The following is a 12,884-nucleotide window of genomic DNA, read 5'->3' on the forward strand; positions in this document are numbered from 1 at the left end:
GAATTGTCATAGAGGCACCATACATCACATCATGCCGCTCTCCTGCTTGCGGAACGCCCAGCGCCCCGCCAGCACGGTGAAGCTGGCCACCAGCACCACCAGCACCCAAAAGCCGTGTGGATGCTCGGCCAGCGGAATGCCGCCGACGTTCATCCCGAAGAAGCCGGCCACGATATTGATCGGCAGCGCCAGCACCGTGACGAGCGTCAGCGTGAACAGCGTGCGGTTGGTCTGTTCATTGAGCTTGGCTGCAATTTCTTCCTGCAGCAACTTGATGCGCTCCACCAGCGCGGCCAGGTCGCTCAGCACCAGCGAGAACTCTTCGGTCGACTCGCGCAACTCCTGCAAGTCACTCTCCTGCAGCCAGACAGGTGGACGATTCAACAGGCGGAACAACGCACCAGGCTCCGGGGCCAGCAGCCGCTGCAGCCGGACCAGGCCACGCCGCATGGCGCCCAGGTCCGCACGGTTCGACTGCAGCCGCTGGGACAGCAACTGGTCCTCGATCTGGTCCACATTGACACCTGTTTCGCGCACGATCTGTACCAGCACATCGGCCTGGTCCTGCAGCAGGTGCACCACCAGTTTCAGCGGCGAGCCGAACATCTCGCCACGGCGCACCGCCGCGCGCAGACGGTCCACCGATCGCAGCGGGCGCGCCCGCGCCGTCACAACAAGGCGCTGATCCGCATGCGCCCAGAGTGTGGAAATGTCGGTCGAGGTCACGCCGAAGTTGTAAATCACGTCGTTGACCACGGCCAGCAGGGCTTCGTCCTGGCGCTCGATGCGCGTGGAACGCGAACCCTGCCGCAGTGCCTCGAAATAGTCCTCCGGCAAGTCGAGCTGGGCGCGCATCCAGCGCTCGCAGGCACTGTGCGACAAATTGAAATGCAGCCAGACGAACGGGCGCTCACCCTGCTCCACATACTTCGCCGTCTCGTCCGGATCTGCCGGCCGGTGATCACGAAGCCAGGCGGCGGCCGCGTGGGAATCGATCTCGCGCCCCGGCCGCCCCGGTTCGAACAGGAAACCGCTGACCAGACCGACCGGGTCGGAACCATAGCCGGCTTCGACAATGCCCGATTGCATGCAAACTCCATTCACGTTGCCTCGCGCGACGTTATCACGTCGCCGTGACGATCGGCGCGGCTGTGCCAGCCCGCAACAGCTGTTCCATTCTGGAACACACCGCCAGCCGCAACATCGGCCGGCATCCCGCATGCCTGTGTCGGACCCATCCCCGGCACGGCGCTTGCAGTCAGTCTCGCCGTGCCACACGGCACTTTCCAACGACATCCAACGATCACGTGGAGCGAGACATGAATATGGCCGAAATTGCCCAGCTGGGCGTGTCCTACCCGTTCAAGCAGCAGTACGAAAACTACATTGGCGGCGCCTGGGTGCCACCCGCGGATGGCCAGTACTTCGAGGCCGTCACACCGCTGACCGGCAAGCCGTTCACGCGCGTGCCGCGTTCGAACGAGAAAGACGTCGAAGCCGCGCTGGACGCCGCCCATCGCGCGCGTGCCGCGTGGGGCCGGACCTCCACGGCCGAGCGCGCCAATCTGTTGAACCGCATCGCCGACCGCATCGAGACCAACCTGACGCTGCTGGCCGTCGCCGAGACCATCGACAACGGCAAGCCCGTGCGCGAAACATCGGCGGCCGACCTGCCGTTAGCCGTGGACCACTTTCGCTACTTCGCCGGCTGTATCCGCGCGCAGGAAGGCAGCATTTCCGAGATCGACCACGACACCATCGCCTATCACTTCCATGAGCCACTGGGCGTGGTGGGACAGATCATTCCGTGGAATTTCCCGCTGCTGATGGCGGTATGGAAGCTTGCTCCGGCACTGGCGGCCGGCAACTGCGTGGTGCTCAAGCCGGCCGAGCAGACGCCGGCTTCCATCCTGGTACTGATGGAGCTGCTGCATGACCTGCTGCCCCCCGGCGTGATCAACGTCGTCAACGGCTTCGGCGTCGAGGCGGGCAAGCCGCTGGCATCGAGCCCGCGCATTGCCAAGGTGGCCTTTACCGGCGAGACCACCACGGGCCGGCTGATCATGCAATACGCGTCGCAAAACCTGATTCCGGTGACGCTGGAGCTGGGCGGCAAGTCGCCCAATATCTTCTTCGAAGACGTGATGGCCGCCGACGACGCCTACTTCGACAAGGCCCTCGAAGGCTTTGCGATGTTCGCGCTGAACCAGGGCGAGGTCTGCACCTGCCCCTCGCGCGTGCTGATCCAGGAGTCGATCTACAAGGCGTTCATGGAGCGCGCGGTCAAGCGCGTGGAAGCGATCCGCCAGGGTCATCCGCTGGACCGCGCCACGATGATCGGTGCGCAGGCATCGGAAGAACAGTTGCAGAAGATCCTGTCGTACATCGACATCGGCAAGCAGGAAGGCGCCAGGGTACTGACCGGCGGCGAGCGGAACAGGCTGTCCGGGGATCTGGCCGGCGGCTATTACGTCAAGCCCACGATCTTCGAAGGCCATAACAAGATGCGCATCTTCCAGGAGGAAATATTCGGGCCGGTGGTGTCGGTGACCACGTTCAAGGACGAGGAAGAAGCGCTGGCGATTGCCAATGACACGCTCTATGGCCTGGGGGCCGGTGTCTGGACGCGCGATGGGGCGCGCACGTTCCGCATGGGCCGAGGCATCGAGGCCGGGCGTGTGTGGATCAACTGCTATCACGCCTACCCGGCCCATGCGGCCTTCGGCGGATACAAGCAGTCTGGCGTGGGCCGCGAGAACCATCGCATGATGCTGGACCACTACCAGCAAACCAAGAACCTGCTGGTCAGCTACAACCCGAATCCGCTCGGATTCTTCTGAGCCTTGCCAAACCGGCGGGCCGCGCTGCCTTACTTTGTACGGCGCTGGCGCTGCCGCCGGTAGATCGTGTTGCGCGACACACCAAGCTCGCGCGCCGCGGCGCTGATGTTGCCGCCGTGGCGTGCGAGTGTGTCGCGGATGCGGGCCGCTTCCCACTCGCGCATGCCGCCACTGCCGGGGGCCTGCGCGTTGGCGTTGGCGTGCGCGGCAACGCCATGTGCATCCGGTCCGCAGAGTTCTTCGGGCAGGTGGTCGATGTCGATCCGCGCCTCGCCTTCGGCCATCAACGCAGCGGTTCGCAGCACGCTCGAAAGCTCGCGCAGGTTGCCGGGCCATGCATGGCGGCGCAGGCGCGCCATCGCGCTCGCCGACACCCGCTGCGGGCCGTACCCGCATTCCGCATCCAGAATGCGCGATACCAATTCATCGAAATCGCTGCGTTCGACCAGCGCGGGCAATGTCACGGCAAGCCCGTGCACACGGTAGTAGAGATCTTCGCGGAACGTGCCGTCGGCCATCTGCGCGCGCAGATCGCGGTGCGTGGCGCATACGATGCGGATATCGACGGGCGTGCTGTGCGCGCCGCCAAGCGCGGTCACCGCGCGGTCCTGCAGCACGCGCACCAGCCGCACCTGCTGGGCCAGCGGCATGTCGCCAATCTCGTCCAGGAACAACGTGCCGCCGTGCGCCTGCGCGATCTTGCCGGCGTGACCACGACGTCGCGCGCCGGTGAACGCGCCCTCCTCATAGCCAAACAACTCGGCTTCGATCAGCGTTTCCGGAATCGCCGCGCAGTTGACGGCCACGAACGGGCCAGCGGCGCGCGGTGAATCGGCGTGCACGGCGCGCGCCAGCCATTCCTTGCCCGATCCGGTCGGGCCGAGGATCAGCAACGGAATGTCGCGGCCACGCAGCCGCGCCACGCGCTGCAACACCGCGGCCATGCGCGCATCGCCGGTGTCGAGCCGCGCCAGCGCAGACGCCGGTGGCACCGCGGTCTGCGTCTGGCTGACCGGCTTCACCGTTTCCGGCCGATGCGACAGCCTGGCATAAATGCGCACGCCGCTGGGCAGTGCCAGTTCGCGCAGCAGCGTATCGGCGGTTCCCGTCGGTGGCATCGGTAGCGCGAACACTTCGCTGAAGGCCGCACCAGCCAACGTGTCCGCGCTCATGCCTAGCTGGAACCAGCCACTACGGTTGGCGGCCAGGAACGTACCGTCGGACGAGAACGCTGCCATGCCCTCGAACAGCGTGCCGACCAGTTCCGACCGGGCATGAAAGCGCACCACCAGCGCGTCGGCAAACTGGGCCGCGAACAACTGATTCTCGATGGTCTGCGCGGACATGCGCACCAGTGCCATCGTGTGCGGCTGGAATCCGCGCGGATCGCCACTGACGTCGAGCGCGCCCAGCCACGCACCGGTAGGTCCGGCAATCGGCGTGCATGAGCAGGTGAGCTGGCGATTGGCATGCAGGAAATGTTCGTCGCCGTGGATGATGGCGGGCCGTCCTTCGGCCAGTGCGGTGCCGATGGCGTTAGTGCCCTTGCTGGCCTCGGACCACGACACGCCAGGTGCCAGCGCCACGTCGCGGGCGCGCGCCGCAAAGCCGTTGCCACTGCCATCGCCGACGCTATGCAGGATCACGCCGCTGCTGTCGCTGAGCAATACCATGCTGTCCGTGCCGGCCACCTGCCGGTACAGGCTTTCCATCACCGGCAATGCGTGACGGTATAGCGCGCGGCTGCAATCCACGCGCTCGCCGAGCGCGCGGCGGCTCAATGGATGGTAGTCAGGGGTCTGCGCCGCATCGAGACCGAATCCGGCCGAGCGGTGATGCGCGCGCCGCAGCAGTTCATGGCGGTCGGCAGTGTCGTCGAGTCCGGTGGCAAGCACGTCGGACTGCAAGGCTTCCTGGAACGTCAGGGAATTGCGCATCGACTGGTCTCCTGGCAGGACCTCTCGCCGCCGTCACGGACAGGGCGGAGCATCTCTGCCGGGGACCATATCACAGCCCGCTACGCGATGCGGCCAACTTCTTGTAGAAAGCGGCGCGGCTGATGCCGATACGCGCGGCGGCCTCTGCGACGCGTCCGCCACATGCATCGAGTGCCTGCGCCAGAAAGGCGGCCTCGAACTGCGCCATCGCTTCGGCATAGTTCTGTGCCGGCAGCAGTGATGATAGTGACGGCGACTGCTGCGGCTGCGGCACGATGGCTGGCGAAAGCACGGGCTGCGGTTCGATCAGCGGCTCAACCAGTTGCGCGGCAGGCGCCACGGCCACGGGCAGGCTCGCGCGCCGCGCGCCCAGCAAGGGCGCCAGCGTGGCGGCATCGACGGAATCCTCGTCGCACAGCATCACCACCCGTTCCAGCACGTTGCGCAGCTCGCGCACATTGCCGGGCCAGTCGTAGTCGCGCAGCAGTTGCAATGCGTCGTCCTGCAAGCCCAGCGGATGACGCTCGGCCTTGATGCTGAGTTCTTCGACGATGGCATAGACCAGCGGCAGCAGATCGGTGCGGCGTTCGCGCAGCGACGGCAGTTCGATCGTCAGCACGTTCAGCCGGTAATAGAGATCGGCACGGAACCTGCCCTCGGCAACCAGCGCAGGCAGGTCTGCCGAGGTGGCCGCGATGATCCGCACATCGCTACGCACGATGCGGTTCGACCCCAGCGGCTCGAACTCCCGGTCTTGCAGCGCGCGCAACAGCTTGCTCTGCAGCGCCAGCGGCATGTCACCGATTTCATCGAGAAACAACGTGCCGCCGTCGGCCAGCTCGAACTTGCCGACACGCCCCTTGCGGTCGACGCCCGTGTAAGCGCCCGGCGCGGCGCCAAAGAACTCCACTTCGAGCAGCGTATCGGGAATGGCCGCGACGTTGACCGTCACCAGCGGCCGCTCCGCACGCGCCGAGCCCGCGTGAATGCCGTGCGCCAGCAACTCCTTGCCGGTGCCGGTCTCACCAAGCAGCAGCACCGGAGACTCCACCAGCGCGGCGCGGCGAGCCTGGCGCTTGACCTCCTGTGCGGCGGGGCTGGTGCCCACGAAGCTGGCGAACGTGTACTTGGCGCGGCGCGCGTGATCGAGCGACCGGCGTGCCGCCGCAAGCTCGGCCTGCACGCGCGAATAGTGGGCAAAGATCGGCGTCAACGCCTTCAGTTCGTCGAACAGCGCAAAGCCCACGCCGCCGATCGTGCGGCCGCTGTCGTCCTTGATCGGCAGGCGCGTGACGATCATCGGCTCGCGGTCCGTTTCCAGCAGGTCCAGCAGGATCGGCTTGCCCGTGGTGACCACTTCGCGCATCAGGCTGTTTGGAATCACCTGTTCGCAATCGAGCCCGATCGCGTCCTGCGGGTTCGTAAAACCAAAGCGGGCCGCATAGCGCTTGTTGATCCACACCACGCGCGCGTGTTCGTCCACCACAAAGGTGCCTTCGCTGAAATTCTCGAATGTGCGGAACAAAGACTCCATCGCGCGGCGCGCCACGTAGTCATAGTCGAACAGCAGTGCGCCACCTTCGTCGGCGATCTTGTGCATGCTTTTGGGGTCCTGATTGTCTCGATTCGTGGACGCGAAGTGTCTCACATTGAAGACTTCTGCGTTCCGCGCGTCGCTTGCGTTGTCTCAACGATGAGACAAAGCCCGCCGGGATACACTATTTGCGGCGTAATCGTAACTTTTGGATGTGGCACAGAGCGTGCTATTGAAGCGACCCCTGTCATATGACCAAGGGACTATCGCTCGACAGCATCGCTACGCACCCTGCCGCTGCTCGACCGCATTCAAGAACAAGCAATGGAGACCCCATGTCTTTTGTCGTAGTGCTCGCCGCACTGGCGTTCCTCATGTTTGCCGCCTATCGCGGCTACAGCGTCATCCTGTTTGCCCCACTGGCCGCATTGGGCGCGGTGCTGCTGACCGATCCGTCGGCGGTGGCGCCGGTGTTTTCCGGCATCTTCATGGAGAAGATGGTCGGCTTCGTAAAGCTCTACTTCCCGGTGTTCATGCTGGGCGCCGTGTTCGGCAAGGTCATCGAGCTGTCCGGGTTTTCCGAGTCGATCGTGGCGGCCGCCATCCGCTACATCGGCCGCTCGCGCGCCAATGCGGTGATCGTCGCCGTCTGCGCACTGCTGACCTACGGTGGCGTGTCGCTGTTCGTGGTGGTGTTCGCGGTCTATCCGTTCGCGGCCGAGCTGTATCGCCAGAGCAATATCCCCAAGCGCCTGATGCCGGGCGCGATCGCGCTGGGCGCGTTCTCGTTCACGATGGATTCGCTGCCGGGTACGCCGCAGATCCAGAACATCATTCCGACCACGTTCTTCAAGACCACGTCGTGGGCCGCACCGGCGCTGGGCGTGGCCGGCTCGCTGTTCATCATCATCGTTGGCCTGTCCTACCTGGAATGGCGCCGCCGCGCCGCCGCGGCACGCGGTGAAGGCTATGGCACGAACCTGATCAACGAACCGCAACGTGTGGAAGGCGGCAAGCTGCCGCCGCCGCTGCTGGCCATCCTGCCGCTGGTCGTGGTTGGCGTATCCAACTTCTGGCTCACGCGCATGATCCCGCTCTGGTACGGCCAGGCCAACAGCGTGTCGCTGCCGGGCCTGCCCAAGCCGGTGGAAACCAAGATTGCCAGCGTAACCGCCATCTGGGCCGTGGAAGGCGCCCTGCTGCTGGGTATCGTGGTGGTGCTGGTCACCGCGTTCGGTGCGGTGCGCTCGCGCTTTGCCGAAGGCACCAAGAGCGCCGTATCGGGCGCGCTGCTGGCATCGATGAATACCGCATCGGAATACGGCTTCGGTGGCGTGATTGCCGCCCTGCCCGGCTTCCTGGTGGTCAGCGATGCACTGCGCAGCATCCCAAACCCGCTGGTCAACGCCGCGGTGTCCGTCAGCACGCTGGCCGGTATCACCGGTTCGGCATCGGGCGGCATGAGCATCGCGCTGGCTGCGATGTCCGATGTATTCATCCAGGGCGCGCAGGCCGCGCAGATTCCGCTGGAAGTGCTGCACCGCGTGGTGTCGATGGCCAGCGGCGGCATGGATACGCTGCCGCACAACGGTGCCGTGATCACGCTGCTGGCCGTGACCGGCCTGACGCACCGCGAGTCGTACCGCGACATCTTTGCCATCACGCTGATCAAGACGCTGGCCGTGTTCTTCGTGATCTCGGTGTTCTACATGACGGGTCTGGTCTAAGGGAGCGGCATCATGGTCAATCTGCAAGGCAAGACCGCACTGATCACCGGCTCCACGAGCGGCATCGGACTCGGTATCGCACAGGCGCTGGCGCAGGCCGGTGCCAATATCGTGCTGAACGGCTTCGGCGACGTCGATGCCGCCCTGGCAACCATCCGCGCCACCGGCGCGCAGGCGATTCATCACGGCGCCGACATGCGCCGCGCCGATGAAATCGAAGCGATGTTCGCGCTGGCCACCCAACAGTTCGGCGGCGTGGACATCGTCGTCAACAACGCCGGCATCCAGCATGTGTCGCCCGTGGAAGATTTTCCGGTGCAGAAGTGGGATGACATCATCGCCATCAACCTCAGCTCCGGCTTTCACACCACGCGCCTGGCGTTGCCCGCGATGCGTGCCGCGAACTGGGGCCGCATCATCAACATCGCCTCGGTGCACGGCCTGGTTGGTTCGGCAGGCAAGTCGGCCTATGTGGCAGCCAAGCACGGCCTGGTGGGCCTGACCAAGGTGACCGCTCTGGAAACCGCCGCCACCGGCATCACTTGCAACGCCATCTGCCCGGGCTTTGTGCTGACGCCGCTGGTGGCCGCGCAGATCGATGCCATCGCGCAGCGCGAAAGCATCACCACCGAGGCGGCGCAGGCCCGTCTGCTCTCCGACAAGCAGCCATCGGGGCAATTCGTCACGCCCGAACAGCTCGGCAACCTCGTGCTGATGCTGTGCTCGCCGTTCGGCGACCAGGTGCGCGGTGCGGCGTGGGCGATGGACGGGGGATGGACGGCGCAGTAGCGCTTTGTCCCTGGCCCACATGGTGTGGCCCAATGTCGCCAGAGGCCCCGACACACGTCGGGGCTTTTTTTCTTCCGCGGATCACTAACCGGCACCGCCTTCGCACACGGGTCGACACACCGCCACGTGCGGTGTTCTGCACCATGTCCCCAGGGTGTCAGCAGCCATCATACGTAAGCATCGCCCCAACGATACCGACGTGTGATGGCTTCCGAATCACTGGCCTACCAGAATGATCCCGGGCCGCGATGCGCCACTGTCATTGGGACGGCGGCGTCGCGGCACGGCATTGTTCAGGAGGCCAGTCATGGACATCCAGACCATCCGGGAGCGCGCTTACGCCACGCCACTATGCAGCCCGGCCTATCCGATGGGACCGTACCGGTTCCTGCAGCGGGAATACTTCGTCATTTCCTACCGCACCGATCCCGATCTGCTGCGCGCAGTGGTACCCGAGCCGCTGGAAGTGACCGACCCGGTGGTGCACTACGAGTTCATCCGCATGCCCGACTCCACGGGCTTTGGCGACTACACCGAATCCGGCCAGGTCATCCCGGTGACATACCAGGGCCGGCCCGGCAACTACACGCACTCGATGTTCCTGGATGACCATCCGCCGCTGGCCGGCGGGCGCGAGATCTGGGGCTTTCCGAAGAAGCTGGCCAGCCCGCATCTCTCGGTCGAAAAAGACACGCTGCTCGGCACGCTCGACTATGGCCCGGTGCGCGTGGCCACAGGCACGATGGGCTACAAGCACAAGTGCATCCCGCCCGGCCAGGTGCGCGACGCGCTGACCGACACGCCGAACTACCTGCTCAAGATCCTGCCCCACGTCGATGGCACGGCGCGCGTGTGCGAGCTGGTCTGCTATTTCCTCAAGGACGTCGATGTCAAGGGCGCATGGAGCGGCCCGGCGGCGCTGTCCCTGTTCCCCCACGCACTGGCACCGGTGGCATCGCTGCCGGTGCTCGAAGTGCTGGGCGCCAAGCACTATGTGGCCGATTTGACGCTGGGCCTTGGCGAAGTCGTCTTCGATTACCTGCAGAAACCATCCCAACCCTGATTCCGGAGAACCATCATGAAGCTTCAAGGCAAATCGGCCATCGTCACGGGCGCGGCCAGCGGTATTGGCAAGGCCATCGCGGAACTGCTGGCCAGTGAAGGCGCGGCCGTGGCCGTGGCCGATCTCAACGAGGAAGCGGCCGTCAAGGTCGCCCGCTCGATCGAGGCCGCCGGCGGCCTGGCGATGGGTGTGGCGATGGACGTCACCGACGAGCAGGCCGTGGACCGTGCGACGGAAGCCGTGGCGGACCGCTTCGGCGGCGTCGACATCCTGGTCTCGAATGCCGGTATCCAGATCGTCAATCCGATCCACGAGTACAGCTTCTCGGACTGGAAGCGCATGCAAGCCATCCACCTCGATGGCGCCTTCCTGACCACGCGCGCCGCACTACGCCATATGTACCGCGAAGGCCGCGGCGGCACCGTGATCTACATGGGATCGGTGCATTCGCACGAAGCCTCGCCGCTCAAGTGCGCCTACGTGGCCGCCAAGCATGGCCTGCTGGGCCTGGCTCGCGTGGTGGCCAAGGAAGGTGGCGAACGCAATGTGCGCTCGCATGTGATCTGCCCCGGCTTTGTTCGCACGCCGCTGGTGGACAAGCAGATTCCGGAGCAGGCGCGCGAGCTCGGCATCAGCGAGGAAGAAGTAGTGCGTCGCGTGATGCTGGGCGGCACCGTCGACGGCGTGTTCACAACGGTCGACGATGTGGCCCAGACTGCCCTGTTCCTGTGCGCGTATCCGTCGGCCGCGCTGACCGGCCAGTCGTTCGTGGTCAGCCACGGCTGGTACATGCAATAACCGCGCGGCCGCGCCCCGCCTCCGGCGCTTGCGGCCAGCGGCGGGGCGCGACAACCGACAACGCAGGAGCAGACACATCATGTTTCAAGAGAGACAGGACTTGCAGGGCACCTCCGGCGCCGCGGCGGTACGTACCGCCGTGGATGGCGGCTACGCCGTCAAGGCACTGGTGCTGCAGGGCGGCGGCGCACTCGGCTCGTACCAGGCGGGCGTCTACCAGGGCCTTGCCGAAGCCGGTATCGAGCCGAACTGGGTGGCAGGCATTTCGATCGGCGCGCTCAATGCGGCGATCATCGCGGGCAACGCGCCCGAGCATCGCGTGACGAAGCTGCGCGAATTCTGGCAGCACATCTGCCGGCAGCCGTGGCTGCCCAGCCTGATTCCCTACGACATGATTGCCGACAGCGCGCAGCACTGGCCAGACCCGCTGCGCATCTGGTTTGACGGCATGGAGGCCGCGCGCGCGCTGGTGGAAGGCCAGAACGGATTCTTCTCGCCCCGCCTGTGGCCCACCGGTTTTGCGCAGCCCGCAACCGCGCACAGCGCGAGCTATTACGATACGCAACCGCTGAAAGCCACGCTCGAACGCTTTGCCGACTTCGACCGCATCAACCGTCCCGACGAGATGCGCGTGTCGGTGGGTGCCGTGAACGTGCGCAACGGCAACTTCGTGTACTTCGACAACACCCGGATGCGGCTGCGTGCCGAGCACTTCATGGCCTCCGGTGCCTTGCCGCCGGGCTTTCCGGCAGTGGAGATCGACGGGGAATATTACTGGGATGGTGGCCTGGTCTCGAACACGCCGCTGCAGGCGATTCTTCGGGAACAGCCGCGCCGGAACGCGCTGATCTTCCAGGTGGACCTATGGAGCGCGCGCGGCGCCCTGCCCCATAACCTCGATGGCGTGACCACGCGCCAGAAGGACATCCAGTATTCAAGCCGCACCCGCTTCATCACCGACTACATGAGCGAGCAGCAGAATTTCCGCCGCCTGCTCAGCGATGTGCTGGACCTGGTGCCGGCCGCCCGCCGGCAGAGCGATGCGTACCAGCGCGCCGCCGCCCACGCCTGCGACGCACGCCGCAATGTGATTCAGCTGATCTATCGAGACAAGTCGTTCGAAGGCAGCGCCAAGGACTTCCAGTTCGGTCCGCTGACGATGCGCGAGCACTGGAAGAGCGGACTCGAAGATATTCGCGGCACGCTGCTGCACCCCGAATGGCTGGCCATGCCGACGCACGAGTATCCGTTCGTCACGCACGACATCCACCGCTCCAACGCCGAAGCGCGTCAGTAGGCGGCCATCATCTGTGACGCCGCGCCCATCGCCGGGCGCGGTGCCAGCACGGGTGCCGCCGTTATCGGCGTCAATGCAGCCACCGCCGCGAAGGCGGACTCCGCATTGGCAGGCAGATCGAGTTCGATCGCCATCTTCACAAGGTCCGCGAAGGTGCGCGCGGCCATCTTGCGCATGGCGCGGCTACGGTGGATCTTGATCGTGACCTCGCTGATGCCGATCCTGCCCGCGATCTGCTTGTTCATGAGGCCGGATACCGCCAGCGCCATCACTTCGCGCTCGCGGCCGCTCAGCGTCGCGTAACGCGCGCGAAGATCGTCGCAGCATTGCAGTGCCTGGCGCTTGCTGCGATCGACGGCAATCGCGCCCGTGACGGCATCAAGGAAGTCCTGGTCGCGGAATGGCTTGGCCAGAAAATCGATCGCACCGGCCTTCATCGCGCGCACGGTCATCTCGATATCGCCGTGTCCGGTGATGAACACCACTGGCACGCAAATGCCGCGCCGGATCATCTCGCGCTGGACTTCAAGCCCATTGGCGCCGCGCAGTCGCACATCGATCACCGCGCAACCGGGCACCGCCTCGATCTGCGTCGCCAGGAATGCATCGGCCGACAGGAACGATCTGGAACGGATACCGACCGAGCACAGCAGATCGGCCAGCGCGTCGTTCATGTCCGGGTCGTCGTCGACGATATAGACCACGGGTTCGATGGTGTCGCGGCCGCGGATGGGCTTGGATGTCATGGCGTTCACGATGGGCTCCGGTATGGCTGTACAAGGGATGTCATCGCACTGGCGCATTGCCTGAGATCACACTGTGCGACTGTGTTGATGGAAGTCTAGAAAGCCCCGGGTGCTGCAACAAGACGCGGCGAGCGGAGGCCGCGTTTCCATTCG

The 12,884-nt window shown here is 65.2% G+C and carries 10 protein-coding genes; 6 read left to right on the forward strand and 4 right to left on the reverse strand.

From position 1 onward, the window contains the following. Positions 1 to 24: 24 nt before the first annotated feature. The gene (locus tag AC3FLX_RS09020; RefSeq protein WP_488695768.1) at positions 25 to 1,089 is read right to left on the reverse strand and encodes a transporter; all 1,065 of its coding nucleotides are present in this window, start codon (positions 1,087 to 1,089) and stop codon (positions 25 to 27) included. A gap of 230 nt (positions 1,090 to 1,319) precedes the next feature. Here AC3FLX_RS09020 and adh point away from each other — a divergent pair, with 230 nt between their 5' ends. After that, the gene (gene adh / locus AC3FLX_RS09025) at positions 1,320 to 2,840 is read left to right on the forward strand and encodes an aldehyde dehydrogenase (RefSeq protein WP_488695769.1); all 1,521 of its coding nucleotides are present in this window, start codon (positions 1,320 to 1,322) and stop codon (positions 2,838 to 2,840) included. 29 nt (positions 2,841 to 2,869) lie between these two features. On the opposite strand, the gene AC3FLX_RS09030 is transcribed toward adh, so the two are convergent. Then, on the reverse strand, positions 2,870 to 4,777 hold the full coding sequence (locus AC3FLX_RS09030) for a sigma-54-dependent Fis family transcriptional regulator (protein WP_488695771.1): 1,908 nt from the start codon (positions 4,775 to 4,777) through the stop codon (positions 2,870 to 2,872). 70 nt (positions 4,778 to 4,847) lie between these two features. Further along, positions 4,848 to 6,377, reverse strand: a complete 1,530-nt coding sequence (locus tag AC3FLX_RS09035; RefSeq protein ID WP_488695773.1) for a sigma-54 interaction domain-containing protein — start codon at positions 6,375 to 6,377, stop codon at positions 4,848 to 4,850. 269 nt (positions 6,378 to 6,646) lie between these two features. Here AC3FLX_RS09035 and AC3FLX_RS09040 point away from each other — a divergent pair, with 269 nt between their 5' ends. The 5 genes from AC3FLX_RS09040 (at position 6,647) to AC3FLX_RS09060 (ending at position 11,985) form a co-directional block, all read left to right on the forward strand. Continuing rightward, entirely contained in the window at positions 6,647 to 8,038 is a 1,392-nt protein-coding gene (locus AC3FLX_RS09040) for a GntP family permease (RefSeq protein ID WP_488695774.1), read from the forward strand. Positions 8,039 to 8,050: 12 nt separating this feature from the next. Next, the gene (locus AC3FLX_RS09045) at positions 8,051 to 8,827 is read left to right on the forward strand and encodes a 3-hydroxybutyrate dehydrogenase (RefSeq protein WP_488695776.1); all 777 of its coding nucleotides are present in this window, start codon (positions 8,051 to 8,053) and stop codon (positions 8,825 to 8,827) included. Positions 8,828 to 9,134: 307 nt separating this feature from the next. Continuing rightward, positions 9,135 to 9,890, forward strand: a complete 756-nt coding sequence (locus AC3FLX_RS09050) for an acetoacetate decarboxylase (protein WP_488695777.1) — start codon at positions 9,135 to 9,137, stop codon at positions 9,888 to 9,890. Positions 9,891 to 9,905: 15 nt separating this feature from the next. Further along, the gene (locus AC3FLX_RS09055; RefSeq protein ID WP_488695779.1) at positions 9,906 to 10,688 is read left to right on the forward strand and encodes a 3-hydroxybutyrate dehydrogenase; all 783 of its coding nucleotides are present in this window, start codon (positions 9,906 to 9,908) and stop codon (positions 10,686 to 10,688) included. Positions 10,689 to 10,767: 79 nt separating this feature from the next. Next, positions 10,768 to 11,985, forward strand: a complete 1,218-nt coding sequence (locus AC3FLX_RS09060) for a DUF3734 domain-containing protein (protein WP_488695781.1) — start codon at positions 10,768 to 10,770, stop codon at positions 11,983 to 11,985. On the opposite strand, the gene AC3FLX_RS09065 is transcribed toward AC3FLX_RS09060, so the two are convergent. Further along, the gene (locus tag AC3FLX_RS09065; RefSeq protein WP_488695782.1) at positions 11,979 to 12,731 is read right to left on the reverse strand and encodes a response regulator transcription factor; all 753 of its coding nucleotides are present in this window, start codon (positions 12,729 to 12,731) and stop codon (positions 11,979 to 11,981) included. The genes AC3FLX_RS09060 and AC3FLX_RS09065 overlap by 7 nt on opposite strands. Positions 12,732 to 12,884 lie beyond the last annotated feature (153 nt).

The organism is Cupriavidus sp. 291-E7, assembly GCF_057798835.1.